The organism is Rhodanobacter sp. FW102-FHT14D06 (assembly GCF_043950705.1).
Classification (GTDB): Bacteria; Pseudomonadota; Gammaproteobacteria; order Xanthomonadales; family Rhodanobacteraceae; genus Rhodanobacter.
Genome location: NZ_CP170722.1, coordinates 3611269 through 3628890 on the forward strand (window position 1 = coordinate 3611269; position 17622 = coordinate 3628890).

At 63.9% G+C, this 17622-nt stretch carries 17 protein-coding genes; 16 read left to right on the plus strand and 1 reads right to left on the minus strand.

Going from position 1 to position 17622, the window contains the following annotated elements; translation table 11 throughout:
* The first annotated feature begins 180 nt into the window (after nt 1-180).
* The 12 genes from ACFCQI_RS16305 (at nt 181) to ACFCQI_RS16360 (ending at nt 15516) form a co-directional block, all read left to right on the plus strand.
* Entirely contained in the window at nt 181-1968 is a 1788-nt protein-coding gene (locus ACFCQI_RS16305) for a copper resistance system multicopper oxidase (protein WP_027485188.1), read from the plus strand.
* Nucleotides 1965-3248 (plus strand): copper resistance protein B, encoded by a 1284-nt coding sequence (locus ACFCQI_RS16310; protein ID WP_027485189.1) that lies wholly within the window; start codon nt 1965-1967, stop codon nt 3246-3248. The genes ACFCQI_RS16305 and ACFCQI_RS16310 overlap by 4 nt, the downstream gene beginning before the upstream one ends.
* Before the next feature lie 11 nt (nt 3249-3259).
* Nucleotides 3260-4369: a c-type cytochrome gene (locus tag ACFCQI_RS16315; RefSeq protein WP_027485190.1), complete on the plus strand. Its 1110-nt coding sequence runs from the start codon at nt 3260-3262 to the stop codon at nt 4367-4369.
* A gap of 26 nt (nt 4370-4395) precedes the next feature.
* Nucleotides 4396-4923, plus strand: a complete 528-nt coding sequence (locus ACFCQI_RS16320; protein ID WP_395121386.1) for a DUF411 domain-containing protein — start codon at nt 4396-4398, stop codon at nt 4921-4923.
* A gap of 138 nt (nt 4924-5061) precedes the next feature.
* Nucleotides 5062-7317 (plus strand): heavy metal translocating P-type ATPase, encoded by a 2256-nt coding sequence (locus ACFCQI_RS16325; protein WP_395121387.1) that lies wholly within the window; start codon nt 5062-5064, stop codon nt 7315-7317.
* Between the two features lie 245 nt (nt 7318-7562).
* A complete protein-coding gene (locus ACFCQI_RS16330; protein ID WP_027485193.1) occupies nt 7563-7976 on the plus strand; it encodes a hypothetical protein in 414 nt (137 codons plus the stop codon).
* An 82-nt stretch (nt 7977-8058) separates the two neighbouring features.
* Entirely contained in the window at nt 8059-9333 is a 1275-nt protein-coding gene (locus ACFCQI_RS16335) for a TolC family protein (protein ID WP_027485194.1), read from the plus strand.
* A gap of 11 nt (nt 9334-9344) precedes the next feature.
* Nucleotides 9345-10637, plus strand: a complete 1293-nt coding sequence (locus ACFCQI_RS16340; protein WP_027485195.1) for an efflux RND transporter periplasmic adaptor subunit — start codon at nt 9345-9347, stop codon at nt 10635-10637.
* Nucleotides 10634-13810 (plus strand): efflux RND transporter permease subunit, encoded by a 3177-nt coding sequence (locus tag ACFCQI_RS16345; RefSeq protein WP_027485196.1) that lies wholly within the window; start codon nt 10634-10636, stop codon nt 13808-13810. The genes ACFCQI_RS16340 and ACFCQI_RS16345 overlap by 4 nt, the downstream gene beginning before the upstream one ends.
* Before the next feature lie 3 nt (nt 13811-13813).
* Nucleotides 13814-14164 (plus strand): copper-binding protein, encoded by a 351-nt coding sequence (locus ACFCQI_RS16350; RefSeq protein WP_027485197.1) that lies wholly within the window; start codon nt 13814-13816, stop codon nt 14162-14164.
* A gap of 126 nt (nt 14165-14290) precedes the next feature.
* Nucleotides 14291-14632, plus strand: a complete 342-nt coding sequence (locus ACFCQI_RS16355) for a hypothetical protein (protein ID WP_168149676.1) — start codon at nt 14291-14293, stop codon at nt 14630-14632.
* Nucleotides 14566-15516 carry an MFS transporter gene (locus ACFCQI_RS16360; RefSeq protein ID WP_231381789.1) on the plus strand — a complete coding sequence of 317 codons (951 nt, stop codon included), beginning with the start codon at nt 14566-14568 and terminating at the stop codon, nt 15514-15516. Before ACFCQI_RS16355 ends, ACFCQI_RS16360 begins: the two co-directional genes overlap by 67 nt.
* Nucleotides 15517-15781: 265 nt before the next feature.
* On the opposite strand, the gene ACFCQI_RS16365 is transcribed toward ACFCQI_RS16360, so the two are convergent.
* A complete protein-coding gene (locus tag ACFCQI_RS16365) occupies nt 15782-16180 on the minus strand; it encodes a MerR family DNA-binding protein (protein ID WP_027485198.1) in 399 nt (132 codons plus the stop codon).
* Between the two features lie 40 nt (nt 16181-16220).
* Between ACFCQI_RS16365 and ACFCQI_RS16370 the strand changes: the two genes are divergently transcribed.
* The 4 genes from ACFCQI_RS16370 to ACFCQI_RS16385 all read left to right on the plus strand — a co-directional run bounded on the left by ACFCQI_RS16370 (nt 16221) and on the right by ACFCQI_RS16385 (nt 17580).
* Nucleotides 16221-16577 carry a mercuric transporter MerT family protein gene (locus tag ACFCQI_RS16370; protein WP_027485199.1) on the plus strand — a complete coding sequence of 119 codons (357 nt, stop codon included), beginning with the start codon at nt 16221-16223 and terminating at the stop codon, nt 16575-16577.
* 10 nt (nt 16578-16587) lie between these two features.
* Nucleotides 16588-16875, plus strand: a complete 288-nt coding sequence (locus ACFCQI_RS16375) for a heavy-metal-associated domain-containing protein (protein ID WP_027485200.1) — start codon at nt 16588-16590, stop codon at nt 16873-16875.
* Complete coding sequence (locus tag ACFCQI_RS16380; protein WP_027485201.1) at nt 16865-17080, plus strand: GDCCVxC domain-containing (seleno)protein; 216 nt, start codon at nt 16865-16867, stop codon at nt 17078-17080. Before ACFCQI_RS16375 ends, ACFCQI_RS16380 begins: the two co-directional genes overlap by 11 nt.
* A 176-nt stretch (nt 17081-17256) precedes the next feature.
* Nucleotides 17257-17580, plus strand: a complete 324-nt coding sequence (locus ACFCQI_RS16385) for a hypothetical protein (RefSeq protein WP_223250752.1) — start codon at nt 17257-17259, stop codon at nt 17578-17580.
* Nucleotides 17581-17622 lie beyond the last annotated feature (42 nt).

The following is a 17622-nucleotide window of genomic DNA, read 5'->3' on the forward strand; positions in this document are numbered from 1 at the left end:
TTGCCGCTGCCCAGCAGCGCGCCTTCGTTGAATACCGCCCCTCCGTTGCGACCACCGGCGGTCTGACTCTCCCTCGTTGCTAATGAGCTTTGCGTTCGATCGTCGCGTGTCGGCGATCGCAAGCAATCGGCTGTGATCGGTATCGGTAATGTTCGATATCACCTGCCTTGGAGAGATCCCATGAACTTGTTTTCCCCGCCCCCGGCGGATCTGTCGCGGCGTCGTTTCGTGCAAGGCGTGGCCATCGGCGGTGCCGTAGCCGGCCTGGGCCTGCTGCGTCCTTCGAATGCCTGGGCGCTGACCAGCCCCGGCCAGCCCACCGTGCTGAGCGGCACCGATTTCGCACTCGATATTGCCGAAACACCGGTCAACTACACCGGCGCCACGCGTCTGGCGACCACCGTCAATGGCGGCATCCCGGGTCCAATTCTGCGCTGGAAGGAAGGCACTACGGTGAACCTTCGAGTGACCAACCGGTTACGCGTGCCGACCTCGATCCATTGGCACGGCATCATCCTGCCGTTCCAGGAAGATGGGGTGCCGGGTATCAGCTTCGACGGCATCGCTCCCGGCGAAACCTTTCTCTACCAGTTCAAGGTGCGCCAGAGCGGTACCTATTGGTACCACTCGCACTCGGGCTTCCAGGAACAGACGGGTTTGTATGGCCCGTTGGTGATCGAACCGGCCAGCCCGGATCGCCATCCGACCGATCGCGATTACGTGGTGATGCTCAACGACTGGACCGATGAAAATCCCGAGCGCATCTACGCCAAGCTAAAGAAGCAGAGCGACTACTACAACTTCGCCCAGCCCACGGTGCCGGATTTCTTTCGCGATGTGCGCGAGAAGGGGCTGGGCCAGGCCTTGGCCATGCGCAAGATGTGGAACGAGATGCGCATGAACCCGACCGATTTCGGCGACGTCTCCGGCTACACCTACACCTACCTGATGAACGGTGCGGCGCCGGCGGGCAACTGGACCGGCATCTTCAAACCCGGCGAGAAGATCCGGTTGCGCTTCATCAACGGATCGGCGCAGACGATCTTCGACGTGCGCATTCCGGGCCTGAAGATGACGGTGATCTCGGCCGATGGCCAGGACGTCGAGCCGGTGTCGGTCGACGAATTTCGCATCTCGGTGGCCGAAACCTACGACGTGATGGTCGAGCCGCAGGACGAGCGCGCGTACACGCTGTTCGCCCAGTCGATCGATCGCAGCGGCTACGCTCGCGGCACGCTGGCGCCGCGCGCCGGCATGGAAGCAGACGTGCCCAAGCCCGATCCCATTCAGTGGCTGGCCATGCAGGACATGATGGGTGCGATGGCGATGGGTGATGCCGGTCACGGGAACATGCAAGGCATGTCGGGCATGAGCGGCATGCAGGGCATGCAGGGCATGGCCGGCATGGATCACGGTGCGATGCCGGGCATGGCACCTGCGCCAGCGCCTGTGGTGCGCCACGCCCGCACCGAATACGGCCCCGGCGTGGACATGCATGTGGACATGCCGCGTACCAACCTCGACGACCCGGGCATCGGCCTGCGCGACAACGGTCGACGCGTGCTGACCTACGCCGACCTGCACACCATCGGCGGACCGATCGACGCGCGCGAACCCAGCCGGGAGATCGAGCTGCACTTGACCGGCAATATGGATCGCTTCATCTGGTCGTTCGATGGCGTGAAGTTTTCCGACGCCAAGCCGGTGCATTTCAACAGCGGCGAACGGCTGCGCATCGTGCTGGTCAACGACACCATGATGAACCATCCGATCCACCTGCACGGCATGTGGAGCGAGCTGGAGAATCCCGAAGGCCAGTTCCAGGTACGCAAGCACACCATCAACGTGCAGCCGGCGCAGCGCATCACCTATGCGGTGTCGGCCGACAACCCCGGTCGGTGGGCCTACCACTGCCACCTGCTGTATCACATGGAAGCGGGCATGTTCCGCGAAGTGGTGGTGTCATGAAAATGAATCGCCGCAGCACCTCAGTCGTCCCGCTGCGTTCCGCGTTGCTGGCCGCAATATTGCTGGCGTTGCCACCGGTGGTCACGGCGCAGAGTGCACCCGCGTCCAGCAGCACATCGTCGATGGACATGAGCTCCATGCCAGGCATGGATCACGGCAGCATGTCCGGTATGGCCATGCCGGCTGCTGCGAGCAGCACGGCGAAGCCGGCAACGAAACCGCCTGCCAAGAAAGCCAGGAAGAAACCCGTCGCAGCCCCGCCGACGCCGGCTTCCCACAACATGGATGGCATGAAGGGCATGGATCACAGCAGCATGCCTGGCATGGATCACCGCGCGATGTCGGACATGCCCACGCCCGCCAAACCTGCCGCATCGGCAGCACCCGCCGGCGACATGTCGGGGATGGATCACTCGTCGATGCCCGGCATGAGCCCGGAAGCGATGCAGGGGATGGACCACAGCGGCATGGCCGGTATGGATCACGGCGCGATGCCGAAGAAGGATCAAGGCGACATGACCGGCATGGGTGCGATGCCGGGCATGACGATGGGCCCGATGCAGGGCGGGAGTCCGCCAGCGAATGCGCGCAGCTCCGACTACTCCGACGGCGTCGGCTACGGCTCCATGAAAGGCATGGACATGGCCGACAACGCACCGCTGGGCAGGCTGTTGATCGACCAGTTGGAAGCCTTCCACGGCCGCGATGCCAACGGCCAGAGTTGGGAAGCCGAAGGCTGGTACGGCAACGACGAGAACAAGCTGTGGGTACGCACTGAAGGCGAGCGCAGCCGCGGCAAGCTGGAAGACGGCGACCTCGAAGCGTTTTGGAACCACAACATCGCCACGTTCTGGAGCACTCAGCTCGGCGGTCGCCAGGACGTGGGCGAAGGCCCCAAGCGCACGTGGGCGGCCTTTGGCGTGCAGGGCCTGGCACCGTACTGGTTCGAGGTGGAAGCGACGGGTTACGTCGGGGCTTCCGGTCGTACAGCCGCGCGTCTGCGCGCCGAATACGAAATGCTCTTCACCCAGCGCCTGATCCTGCAGCCGGAAGCGGAGATCAACCTGTACGGCAAGAACGATCCGCAACGCCGGATCGGTAGCGGCGTGTCCGACATTCAGTTCGGCTTGCGTCTGCGCTACGAGATCCGTCGTCAGTTCGCGCCGTACATCGGCGTGAACTGGGTGCGTCGCATCGGCACCACCGCCGACTACGCGCGGCAGGATCATCAACCCGTTCTCGACCGGCAGATCGTGGCCGGCGTTCGCATCTGGTTTTAAGGGGAAACATCATGAAACAGCACATCAAGCATCACAGCATCACCGTCGCCGTTGTTCTTGGCGTCCTTGCCATCGGTGCAGGCGCGTTCGTGTACTCCGGCATCTACAACATCGGCGCCGACGACCATCACACCAAGCCGGTGTTCGCGGTCATGCAGACCCTGCGCGAGCGCTCCATTCATGTCCGCTCGGAAGACCTCACGGTTCCGGATCTCAACGATCCCCAGCTGATCCTGAAAGGGGCCGGCCAGTACGCGGCTATGTGTACCCAGTGCCACCTCAAGCCGGGCATGAAGGACTCGGAGCTTCGCCCCGGACTGTACCCGCAGCCACCGAATCTGTCACAGACGCGGGTCGATCCGAAGGACGCGTTCTGGATCATCAAGCACGGCATCAAGATGAGCGCGATGCCGGCATGGGGTGGCAGTCACGACGATCCCACCATCTGGAGCATGGTCGCGTTCCTGCAGAAGCTGCCGGCCATGACGCCGGAGCAATACAAGGACATGGTGGCGAAGGCGCCGCCGGATGAAGACATGGACATGGGCGACGAAGGCGGCCATAGCCACGGTGGGGCTGCTGACGAGGACGCTCACGGTGCTGCCGACATGAAAGACATGGTCATGTCCGGCGAGGCCGGTCACAGCCATGGCGCCGCTCCAGAGGATAGCCATGATCATGCGTCGACCACCGCGCCTGCAGCCGAAACCCCGCTGTCGCTGGATGGAATGAAGCCAAAGGCGGCACCAGAGGCCGAAGCTGTGGCACAGGCGTTCCACACGGCCTTGCAGCATGGCGATCGAACGGCGGTGCTTGCCCTGCTGGCACCTGATGTCACCATCAGCGAAGGCGGGCATACCCAGACGCGTGACGACTACGCGAACGGCCATCTCGGCGAGGACATCGCGTTCCTGAAGAGCGCGAGGATCACACCCGTCTCGCTCGGTTCGATGCCGATGGGCGACACCGCGATGGTCGGCAGCGAGAGCGACATCCAAGCCATGGTCAAGGGCAAGCCGACCATGTTGCGCAGCCGCGAACTGCTCAATCTCAAGAAGGACGGCAAAGACTGGAAGATCGTCTCGATCCAGTGGCAATCCGCACCGGTATCGGGAGAATGACCGTGAAGCGAATGAGCATCTCAGCCATGAATGCAAGAAACGTTTTGTTCGCAGCCATCTCCGTTGTTTCCTTCAGCGCGCTTGGTGCCTGCACCTACCCCGTCGATGCGCAGTCCAGCCAGCCATCCTCCGCGACAATCCATGCCGCAACAGCAAGCTCACCGGCCGCATCGCTTCCAGTCATGCTGGTGCACAAAAGCGCTACGTGTGGATGTTGCGGCGCGTGGGTCGACCATATGCGTGCCGCGGGCTTCAACGTCGACGTGCGCGATGTCGACGACCTCGATTCGGTGAAGAGTCAGGTCGGCATTCCGTTCGGCAAAGGGTCATGCCATACCGCCGAAGTGGGCGGCTATTTTGTCGAAGGCCATGTGCCGGCGCCGGACATCAAGCGGCTCCTGGCTGAAAAGCCCGATGCCAAGGGCCTCGTCGTGCCGGGCATGCCGGCCGGTTCGCCGGGCATGGAGATGCCCGATGGCCGCGTCCAGCCTTACGTGGTTGAGCTGGTCGGCCGCGACGGCACGACGTCCGACTTCGCCCGCCACGGACACTGACACGTCGATCAACGTCAAGCCATTGCCATCGTCATGGGAGGATGCATGAACACCCATCATCACCACACGGGCGCCGACAACCACGGACGTCACACCCAACCCGGCGCAGTGACAACCGCGATCGATCCGGTTTGTGGCATGCAGGTCGATCCACACCAGACCGCCCATCACGCCGAACATGATGGAGTAACGCATCATTTTTGTTCGGCGCGCTGCCTGGAAAGTTTCACGAGGGATCCGGCCAAATATCTGACCCGGCGACCCGATGGTGCCCCCGTGCAGGCACCGACGGGAACGATGTATGTCTGTCCGATGCATCCGCAAGTGCGCCAGGACGGTCCCGGCATCTGCCCGATCTGCGGCATGGCACTGGAGCCGGAAATGCCAGGACTGAACGATGAGGACCATCCCGAACTGCGTGATTTCAGCCACCGCTTCTGGTGGACCTTGCCGGCAACGCTGGTGGTGCTCGTACTGGCGATGTTCGGCCACCACTTCCCCCGATTGCCGGTGGACGCCCGGACCTGGATCGAGCTGGTACTGACCACGCCGGTGGTGTTGTGGGCAGGCTGGCCCTTCTTCGTTCGATGCGTGCAGTCGGTCCGCAACCTCAGTCCCAACATGTGGACCCTGATCGGCATCGGCGTCGGCGCGGCGTTCGGCTACAGCATCGTCGCCACCCTTGTACCGGACCTGTTCCCGGAGTCATTCCACGAACACGGCCGCGTGGGCGTCTACTTCGAAGCCGCCGCGGTGATCGTCTCGCTGACCTTGCTCGGCCAGCTACTCGAACTGCGTGCCCGCTCGAAGACCTCGACTGCCCTGAAAGCCCTGCTAGGGCTGGCCCCCAAAACCGCACGCCGCCTGCGCGACGATGGCGGCGAGGAGGATGTCGAACTCAGCCGCGTTCACGTCGGTGATCGCCTGCGCGTACGCCCCGGCGAAAAGGTGCCGGTGGACGGCGAAGTCATCGAGGGACACTCCCATGTCGACGAGTCGATGCTGACCGGGGAGCCCGTCCCGGTCGAAAAGGCCATCGGCTCCAGCGTGATCGGCGCGACCCTCAACGGCACCGGCAGCCTGGTGATCCGGGCGGAGAAAGTCGGCTCGGCGACCGTGCTGTCGCAGATCGTGCAACTGGTCGCACAGGCGCAACGCTCGCGCGCACCGATGCAGCGCATGGCCGACAAGGTAGCTTTCTGGTTCGTGCTCGCGGTCCTCGCGATCGCCGTCGCGACCTTCTTCGTGTGGGGACTGTTCGGCCCGGACCCGTCGTGGACGTTCGCAGTGCTCAACGCGATCTCGGTCTTGATCATTGCCTGCCCTTGCGCGCTGGGATTGGCCACGCCGATGTCGATCATGGTGGCGACCGGCCGCGCCGCCGGGGAAGGCGTGTTGTTCCGTGATGCCGAGGCGATCGAGAACCTGCGCAAGATTGACACCCTGATCGTGGACAAGACGGGAACCTTGACCGAGGGACGTCCGGCGTTCCACACCGCGCTCGCGGCCGAAGGGTTCACCGAGCAGGAGGTGCTGCGCCTGGCGGCCAGCCTCGATCAGGGCAGCGAGCACCCACTGGCCGACGCGATCGTCGCGGAAGCCCGCCATCGTAACCTGACGCTAGAAACGCCGGAGAGCTTCGAGTCGTCCACCGGCATCGGGGTACGCGGCAAAGTGGGAGGCGCCATCCTGGCGATCGGCAATACCGCGCTGATGCACGAGGTCGGGGTCGATGCCTCCGTTCTTTCCATCCCGTCCGAAGAGCTGCGCCGGGCCGGTGCCAGCGTGATGTATCTGGCGGTCGATGGCGTCCTGGCCGGCCTGCTCGCGGTGGCCGATCCGATCAAGGCCACCACCGAAGATGCCATCGTGGCACTGCACGATGCGGGCCTGAACATCGTGATGGCCACCGGTGACGGCGTCACCACCGCCCATGCGGTCGCGCGTACCCTGGGCATCGACGAAGTACATGGCGAGGTCCGCCCGAAGGACAAAATCGAACTTGTACAACAGCTGCAAGCCGAGGGACACCGGGTCGCGATGGCTGGCGACGGGATCAACGACGCACCCGCGCTTGCCGGCGCCGATGTCGGCATCGCCATGGGCACCGGCACCGACGTGGCAATGTCGAGCGCGCAGGTGACGCTGGTGAAGGGCGACTTGCGCGGCATCGTGCGGGCACGGTCGATTTCCAACGACACCGTCGCCAACATGAAGCAGAACCTGGGCTTTGCGTTCCTCTACAACGCGCTGGGTGTACCGATTGCGGCCGGCGTGCTGTACCCCGTGACGGGCCTGTTGCTCAGCCCGATGATCGCCGCTTTGGCGATGAGCCTGAGCTCCGTGTCGGTGGTTGCCAACGCATTGCGACTGGGCCGAAAACGGCATGGCTGAGATGACCAACGCCGGCGAATGAAGCGAAGCGAATCCAGCGCGATGCCTTCGCCGGCACGCGGGAGTACGCCACCATGTGTTTCCTTCCTCACGCCCAGCACACCTTGGTATCGGGCTTGGCGACCACCCCGTTCTCCAGGAGGGCCGGGGTTGGCCGGCAAGAACAGCGAAGGAGACCGGGCCGACAATCTGTAGTTGATTCAGGTCAATGAAATTCTTGGTATTTTGGAGATATAGTGTTGCCTATGGCCCGTCCTTTCCGCATGCATCGCGCCACACGTCGCCGCCTTATCTGGCTGGTGACGCTGCTGCTGCTTTGGCAGCAGACGGCACTGGCTGCCTACGTTTGTCCGACGGTCCCCGAAGCGACACCGGCGGCTGCGCTGATGACTTCGATGTCGGGCATGGACGGCGGCTGTGCGCAGAATCAGGATGCCCCCGCCAGCCCGCTGTGCCAAAAGCATTGCACGCCCGATCACGCGACGCAGGTTGAAGCGCATACGACGGCGGTGCCATTAAGCGTGTTGCCGGCAATGCCATCGATGCTGATGGCGCCCGCCGTCGTTGCGCTGCCATCGAATCGCGCGCTCCAACGGGCCGGGCATCTGCGCGCGCCGCCACCTCCGCCCATGTTGTTGTTCTGCTCACTCCTGATCTGATCTGACACGTTGCGGCATTGACGTATGTGGCGTCGCGCCTGCATGGCGCGACGCAGATCGCAGACCAGCGGAGTATTCACCCATGTTGTCCCATCACTTTGCCCGGCGCCTGATGGTGCCGGGTCTGGCCGCGCTCCTGTGGGGAGCCTTGGCCACGGCGGCCGGTGCCATCGAGCCACCGCTGACGCTTGAGGCGGCCGTTCGGCAAGGCCTGGCGCGGGCGCCGCAACTTGAAGCGCGTACCGCCGATACGGCGGCAGCCCGCGAGGAAGGTGCGCGCGCCGGACAGTTGCCGGATCCCACCCTGACGCTCGGACTTTCCAATTTCCCCGTCACCAGCCCAGGGGCTTTCAGCCTGCGCTCGGACAGTATGACCATGCGCACCGTCGGCGTGATGCAGACGATTCCATCGCGAGCGGCGCGCGACGCCGAGCGCGGTTTGGCCGCTGCGCAGATTGACGCAGCCGAAGCCGATTACGTCGGCGCCGCGCAAACGGTGCGCGAACGCATTGCCGATGCGTGGATCGAGGTATGGGCCACACAACAGAAACGTGCGCTGCTGGGCGAGTTGCGCGGCGAAAGCGCATTAGCCGTGCTGATTGCGCAGGCGCGGCTGCGCGGTGGCGACGGCAGCGCCACCGACGCGCTGGCGGCGCGCACGGATGCGGCCACACTGGACAACCGACTGGAGGCCGTTGACGCCGATCTCGCCGCAGCACATACGGGGTTGCAGCGTTGGCTTGGTGAGGACGCGGCCACCGTGGCCGACACGCCTGATTTCCAGGTGCTGCCGGTAGCGCCTGCTCGACTTGAGCAAGCCATTGATCAGCAGGCACCCATGCAGGCGTGGCAAGCACGCGAACAGGTAGCTGAGGCCGCACTCGCCCAGGCACGGGCTGCCAAACACCCGGATTGGAACGTGTCGGTGGAGTATGGCCGGCGCGCGCCGTATCTCTCGGACATGGTGACCTTGCAGGTGGGTGTGAGCCTGCCGCTGTTCACCCGCAACCGGCAGGATCGGGGAATCAGCGCCAAGCAGGCGCAATGGGATGCAGTGCAGGCCGATCACGAAGATGCGCGTCGCGCCCAGCGCGAAGCGGTGGCGCGTGCGGTGGTGAATTGGCAGGGTTGGGGACGACAAGTCCAGCGCTATCAGGACACGTTGCTGCCACTCGCACGGGATCGTGCACGCACGGCGCTGGCCAGCTACCGCGGTGGTGGTGCGCTGCAGCCATGGCTCGATGCTCGTCGCGATGAAATCGAACAGCGGCTGGCCTACGCCGAGGCACTGGCGACCCATGCGCGCCTGTGGGCCGCGCTGGCCTATCTGCTACCCAATTCGGAGACGACGCCATGAAGCGCGCACACTTGAAACCTGCCCTGATGATTTTCGCCGGCGTCTTGCTCGCGGCGGTACTGCTGGTGGTTGGCTATCTCGGCGGTCGCCGGCATGCACCGTCGGCATCGGCGTCGACTGGCAACGCGGCATCAGCAACGGATGCCGGTGAGCGAAAAGTCCTGTACTGGTACGACACGATGGTGCCGCAGCAGCATTTCGACAAGCCGGGCCTGTCGCCGATGGGCATGCAGATGGTGCCCAAGTATGCCGATGATGGTGGACCCAAGGATGTCATCCAAATCGATCCCACCACCGTGCAAAACCTCGGCGTGCGCACGGCACTAGTCGAGCGGCGGGTGCTGGCTTCGGCCATCAGGGTGCCCGGTACGATTACCTGGGACTTGCGCCAGGCCAGCACGATCAGCGCGCGGGTTGATGCGGTAATCAGCAAGCTTGATGTGCGCGCGCCGTATACCGTGGTCGCTGCCGGCGCACCGCTGGCGCAGTTGCTGGCGCCGCAATGGAACAGTGCGTTGGCGGAATATCGCGCGCTGGAGCAGGCGCGGTCCGCCGACGCGCGCGAGCTGCGCTCCGCAGCGCGGCAACGGCTGCAGGTGTTGGGGCTGACAGCGGCGGATATTCAGTCGTCGCGTCATGGCGCGGATGCGGCGATCACACTGCACGCCCCGCAAGCGGGCGTCGTCACGACACTGGATGTGCGTGAAGGCCAGCGCGTCACTGCAGGCCAGACCCTGATGACCTTGAACGGTCTGTCCACCGTGTGGGTCGAGGCGGCACTCCCGCAGGCGGTGGCCGGCACGGTGCGCAGCGGCACGCCGGTGGGGGTCACGGTCGATGCCCTGCCGGGTCGGTCGTTCCACGGCACCGTGGAAACCTTGCTGTCGGACGTGGATGCGGTGACGCGCACCCAGCGCGCCCGCATCGTGCTCGACAATCCCGACGGTGCCTTGAGTCCGGGCATGTTCGCTACCGTGCAACTCAACCCGACTCCGGACGTGGCCGTACCGGTGGTACCGGACGACGCGCTGATCGCGACGGGCACCCACACGCGAGTCATTCTCGCCGAGGGAGATGGCCACTTTCGTGCCGTATCGGTGCGCATCGGGCGGGCGGCCGGCGGCTATACGGAAATTCTCGATGGCCTCGCGGGTGGTGAGAAAGTCGTGGTCTCCGGCCAGTTTCTGATCGATTCCGAAGCGAGCCTGTCCGGTGCGCTGGAGCGTCTGAATGACGCCCCCACCAAACCGGCGCCGGCCACGAGCGTGCCCATGCCGGGCATGCCGATGGGAGACCGACCATGATCGCCGCCCTGATTCGCGCGGCGATTGCGCATCGCGTGTTCGTGCTGTTGGCTGCACTGGCCTTGGCCCTGATGGGCATGTTCTCGGTGACGCGCACGCCGGTCGACGCGCTGCCCGACCTGTCTGACACCCAGGTGATCATCCGCACCAGTTACCCGGGCCAATCGCCGCAGGTGGTCGAGGATCAGGTCACCTATCCATTGGCCACCACCATGCTCTCGGTACCTGGCGCGACGACGGTGCGCGCCTTTTCGTTCTTCGGCGACTCCTACGTCGATGTGTTGTTCGATGACAGCACTGACTTGTACTGGGCACGTTCGCGTGTGCTGGAGTACCTGAGCCAGGCGCGGGATCGCCTGCCGGCCGGAGTCACGCCTGCCCTCGGCCCTGATGCCACGGGACTCGGCTGGATCTACGAATACGCGCTGGTGGATCGTACCGGTCAGCACGATCTTGGCCAGTTGCGTGCGCTACAGGACTGGTTCCTGCGCTATCAGCTCAAAACCGTGCCGAATGTCGCCGAGGTCGCCACTTTGGGCGGCATGGAGCGCGCCTGGCAGATCGTGCCCGATCCGCAGGCGCTGGCGGCGCGCGGCGTCACCGTGGCGCAGCTGGTCGATGCGGTACGCAGCGCGAACGGCGCCAACGGTGGCTCGGTGATCGAACAGGGCGAAGCGGAACTGATGGTACGCAGCGAAGGCTATCTGAAGAGCCGCGCGGACTTCGAGAACGTGCCGATCACCACCAACGCCGGCGGTGTGCCGGTGCTGCTGCGCGATGTGGCGACGGTGCGGCGGGGCCCGACGTTTCGCCGTGGCATTGCCGAGCTGGACGGGCAAGGTGAAGTGGTCGGCGGCATTATCGTGATGCGCACGGGCAAGAACGCGAAGGCCACCATTGCCGCCGTGAAAGCACGGCTAGCGGAACTGCAGCGCAGCCTGCCGGCCGGCGTCGAGATCGTGCCTACCTACGACCGCTCGCAGCTGATCGACGCCGCGGTGGAGAACCTGTGGAGCAAGTTGTTCGAAGAATTCCTGGTGGTGACGCTGGTCTGCGTGTTGTTTCTGGGGCACCTGCGCTCGGCGCTGGTGGCCGTGATCACGCTGCCGCTGGGCGTGTTGGTCGCCTTCATTGCACTGCATCTGCAAGGCGTCACGGCGAACCTGATGTCGCTCAGCGGTATCGCCATTGCGATCGGCGCGATGGTGGATGCGGCGATCGTGATGATCGAGAACGCGCACAAACATCTGGAACATTGGCGTGACGCGAACGACGGACGTGAACCGCAAGGTGCGCAGCGGTGGTCGCTGATTGCCGAGGCCGCCGCCGAGGTGGGGCCCGCGTTGTTCGTCAGCCTGTTGATCATCGCGCTGTCGTTCGTGCCGGTCTTCGCGCTGCAGGGGCAAGAAGGCAAGCTGTTCAAGCCGCTGGCCTTCACCAAGACCTACGCGATGGCGGCAGCGGCTGGGCTGGCGGTGACGCTGGTGCCGGTGCTGATGGGTTATTTGATCCGCGGGCGCATCCGTGCCGAGCGCGACAATCCGCTCAACCGGGGTTTGATCCATGGCTATCGGCCTCTCCTCGAAGCCGTGCTGCGCTATCCGAAAGCAACCCTGGTGCTGGCCGGTGTGCTGCTGCTCACCGCGGTCATTCCGATGACCAAGCTCGGCAGCGAGTTCATGCCCGCGATGGACGAAGGCACATTGCTGTACATGCCCACTGCACTGCCGGGGCTGTCCGCCGGCAAGGCCTCGCAGTTGCTGCAGTTGACCGATCGCATGATCAAGACCGTGCCCGAGGTTGATCATGTGTTTGGCAAGGCCGGGCGCGCCGAAACGGCCACCGATCCGGCGCCGCTGGAAATGTTCGAGACCGCGATCACCTTCAAGCCGAAGGACCAGTGGCGGCCCGGCATGACGATGGACAAGATCAAGGCGGAACTGGACAAGGCGGTGCACGTGCCGGGGCTGACCAACCTGTTCGTGCCGCCGATCCGCAACCGCATCGACATGCTCTCCACCGGCATCAAGAGCCCAATCGGCATCAAGGTGCTGGGTACCGACCTGGCTACGCTGCAGACTGTGGCCGATCGGATCGAGACGGTGGCGAAGACCGTGCCCGGTGTCAGCTCAGCGATTGCCGAGCGCCCGACCAGCGGCCGCTACGTCGACGTGCACATCCGCCGTGATGTCGCCGCGCGCTACGGGTTGACCCAGGAGCGCGTGCAGCAACTGATCGCAACCGTGGTCGGTGGCGATCCAATCGGTCAGACCGTCGAAGGGCGCGAACGTTATCCCATCGTGGTGCGCTACCCGCGTGCCGAGCGCGATTCCATTGGAGCGCTGCGGCAGTTGCCGATCGTCGCAGCCAACGGTGCGCAGATTACACTTGGCCAGATCGCTGACATTGCCGTTGAAGCAGGACCGTCCATGCTGAAAAGCGAGGGCGGGCAGCTGGCCACGTATGTCTACGTCGATACGGCCGGCAGCGATTTGGGCACGGTGGTGGCCAACCTGCAACGCGCGGTGGCGCAGCAAGTCAAATTGCCGCCGGGTACGACCGTGGCGTGGTCCGGTCAGTTCGAATACCTGGCCAGTGCCATGGAAAGACTCAAGGTGGTGGTGCCGATTGCGCTGGTGATCATTTTTCTATTGATCTATGCCGTTTTCCGACGCGTGAGCGAAGCGGCGCTGATCATGGCCAGCGTGCCGCTGGCACTGGTCGGCGGTCTGTGGTTGATCTGGTTGCTTGGTCATGCGGTGTCGGTGGCCACGATCATCGGCTTCATCGCGCTGGCCGGAGTCGCCGCTGAATTCGGCGTGGTGATGCTGCTGTATCTGCACCATGCCTGGGAGCACCAACTTGCGCTCGATCCCCACGCCGGCCCAGAAGCGCTGGACGAAGCGATTCGCGAGGGTGCCGTGCAGCGCGTGCGCCCGAAGGCAATGACTGTCGCGGTCATTCTCGCCGGTCTGTTTCCCATCCTGCTCGGCCATGGCGCCGGCTCGGAAGTGATGCAGCGCATAGCCGCCCCGATGATCGGCGGCATGGTCACGGCACCCTTGCTATCCATGCTCGTTATACCCGCGGCGTACCGCCTGCTGGTTCGTTATCGGCTGCGTAAAGCCAGCAAGACAAACGCCACACTTCACTCCAACCCACAAGGAAACTGACCCATGAAAAAGCCATGCATTACCCTCGCGATCACCGCTGCGCTGTTCACGGCTCCGGTGTTTGCCAACCCTCAGCAGATGGATCCCAACATGCCGGGCATGGCTGGGATGCATGAAGCCACACCCGCCGATGTGCAGGGCGTGGGCGTGGTCAAGGCGGTCGACACCACCAAGGGCACCCTCACGCTGCAGCATGAGGCGATTGCCGCCATCGGCTGGCCGGCCATGACGATGCCGTTCAAGGTGGCTTCGCCGGAGCTGCTGACGCACGTGAAGGTGGGCGATAAGGTGCAATTCACCTTCCATCAGGCCAGCACGGGTAGCACGGTGACGGCGATCCGTCCGGCACGTTGACAGACCACGTCGCCGGCTGGCCCCAACTGTCGAGGGTCAGCCGGCGGTCGTGAAAGCAGTACCGCCACGCACGTTATGCGTGCGCCTGGCGGTGTTTGTTGTGGTTGTCATTTTTGGAGAACGACCATGAAATCGTTTACTGCTTGTCTCAGCCTCCCGCTGCTGCTCGCGGGCCTTACCATTGGCCGCATCGCGTACGCGACCGATTCCTACACTGATGGCTGGGTTGGCCATGTGGATGGCCCGCGTTTGGATGTCTGTTATCGAGTCACGCCACTGCCAGCGGTTGGTGCGCGACTGGAGGTCCTGCGGACATCCTTCGTGGTTCCAAACAAAGGGCAGCCCCGCCAACAGTTCGCGGTGGCGGGGTATGCCACGGTAACGTCGATCATCGACGCGCATTGCGTACGTGCCGAGCTGACCCAGGGCACGGCGAAGCGGACCGATCACGCGCGGCGCGCGGACTGAGCGGACGCGACGACAAGGCCGCCAAGGCATGCTCCGCGACGGCCCAAAGCGGCATCGGCAGCCTGTATCCGTACGAACAACGTGGACGGCCCCTCGGCTGGCTGTTCGGAGCAATGGCCGGTGGCATGGCTTTCGGCTCGACTTTCGGTGCCGTGCTGGAGCCTCTGCTTGGTTGGCGCGGCCTCTTTGTTTTGGTCGCCTTGGCCGCCGTGGGTGTGTTCGTGGTGCTGCTGCTCCGCCGTTCACTTATTTCGTCGAGGAGGAAGGCTGTTCCCGAGACGATGGGAGAGCTATTCCTCGGATATCGCGATCTCATCGGCACTCCGCGGGGGCAGCGCACTTATGGCTATGTTTTCGTCAATTCGATTTTTCACTCTGGCGTCTTCACGTGGCTCGGTGTCTATTTCGAGCAGCGTTACGGTCTTGGCCCGGTAGGGATTGGTGTAGCCCTGCTCGGCTACGGGATTCCTGGTTTCTTGTTCGGCCCGCTGATCGGCCGGGCCGCCGACCGCTGGGGGCGCGCCAGGTTGTTGCCCATCGGGCTTGGGTTGGGTGCCCTAGGTGCAGCTACCCTGATTTTCAACGGTCCCCTGATACTCGCGATTGTGGCCGTGACCGTCCTTTCTCTCGGCTACGACATGACGCAGCCCCTCTTCGGGGGCATCGTCACCGCGCTTGGAGGAAAGCGCCCGGGACAGGCGATGGGCTTGAACGTCTTCGCACTATTCGCTGGATTCGGCGTGGGTAGCCTCCTGTTCGGCGAGGCGCTTCGGCTTGGGTTCGGGATGGCGCTTGGCATCTTCGTCATGGTTCAAGCGCTGGCGACCGCGCTGTCCATCGGATGGTTCAGCGCGGAGGTTCCAGTCAACAGAGTCAACAGCTAGCCCGCCAGCGCAAAACCCACGGATATGGATCGAATACATATCCTTGATCACTGGTCTGTTGGCGGGGCCGCGTCGCTTAAACGGCTGCTCCAGCGGGGGAGTAGAGATTGGGAAGCCACGGTTCGGTGCCATCTGGCTCGTAACAGAGTGCCAAGATACTTTCTTCTTCGCTTTTCTATTCCTCATCGGCCCACTGGCACGTGTCCGAAGTTTCATTTCAGAGGTTCGCACCACGCCGTACGCAGACGTCACAGGCCGATAAGCGCTACGTCTGATGCAAAAAATTCAAGGTCGGGCAATGCTCCCCACGCGGCGCATGCGCGCAGTCGTCGGCGAGCTGCATAAGTTCCGTTTCCAGCCGCTTCAGATCCTCCAGCTTGCGGCGCACATCGAGGAGTTTGTGTTCGGTCATTCGACGCGTCTGCTCGCAGGCTCGTTTGCCCTTGAGGTGGAGAAGTCCGGCAATCTCGTCCAGCGTGAAACCCATGGTCTTGGCGCGTCGAATGAACTGAAGACGCGCCAGATCCTGGTGTTCATAGCGACGCACACCGCCCAACGGGCGCTCGGGCTCACGCAGCAGGCCCACCCGCTGGTAGTAGCGCACGGTCTCGATGTGGACGTCGGCGGCCAGGGCCAGCCGGCCGATGGTGAGGGCGGAAGTCATGCTTGACTCCGTAGTTGGGTACGGAAGTTAGTATGCGCTCATGAATACGTTACCAGCCAAATCGTCGCTACCCGCCGTGATCGTCGCGCTGCTCGCGGCGATCGGGGCATCCGTGTGTTGCGTGGTACCGCTGGTGCTGGTGTTGCTGGGCATCAGCGGGGCGTGGATCGCCTATCTCACGGCGCTCGATCCCTGGCGTCCATGGTTCATCGCGGCCACTTTGCTTAGCCTTGGTCTCGCGTTCTGGACGCTGTATGGGCCATGGTCGCGTTGCCGCACCGAGGGCACCTGCGTCGAGCCGACGGTCTTGCGGCGGCGGCGGTTTTGGCTGTGGACAGCCACCGTGCTGACCGTGCCGTTGTTGCTGTTTCCCTATTTCATTGGCTGGTTTTTGTAGGAGACGAACGATGCGTCAGTGGCTATTCGTAATGGTCGCCATCTTGGGGCTGGGCATGGCTCATGCGGCAACACCCACCACGGCCGTGCTGCATGCGGCGAACATGACGTGCCCGAGCTGCAGTGTGACGATCAAGAAAGCCTTGAGCCGCATAGCGGGTGTCACGAGCTCGAAGGTCGATCTCAAGGCCGAGACTGTCACTGTGACGTTCGATGCCGATCGCACGACGGAGTCGACACTGGCGCGCACGGTTACCGAGGCGGGTTTTCCGGCTACGGCGCAAAACCATGGCGGTTGAGCCCATCCTGCAGAGCACGCTGACGTGCCCGCATTGCGACCATCAGGCCACCGAGACCATGCCGACCGACGCCTGCCAGTTCTTCTACGACTGTGAGGGCTGCGGCGAATTGCTCCGGCCCAAGGCGGGCGACTGCTGCGTGTTCTGCTCGTACGGCAGCGTGCCGTGTCCGCCGATCCAGCAACAGAAGTCGTGCTGCGGGTAGACCATCCTTCATAGGGGTCAAACGGTGCCGGTAGGGGGTTGTCTGAATTCATCACGACCGGCGCCCAAGTGAAATTGTCTAACAGCGTGGCTGTCGTATAGGATCATGGGATGTATCGGTCTGCGCCATCACTGCTGACTCGCCTGCGCCGCCACCGCGGATTGTGGGTGTTGGCCGTGGCCGTGTTGCTGATCAAACTGGTCAGCGGATCGATCTGCGTGGCCGATGGACCGGGAGCGCGATTCGCGTCGGCGACCGCTGCTGCCCCGACCACCCTGTTGGCGGACACCGCCGTCAGTTCGGTATCGGCTGACGATGCGAACTCCTGTCTTCTGGGTGAAGGGCGCAGTTGCCACTGTGCCTGTGCCCATTCGGTGACGTTCCCCGTCAGCGCATCGCTTCCCATCGCCATGATGGAAGCACGCTTCGCACCGCTCACCCTCCATTCGGGATTCACGCCGGCCACGACCGGCTCGCTGCTGCGCCCTCCGATCGCCTGAAACCGCTCCGTTACGCGACGCCACCGCCGGTGCAGTTCGTCG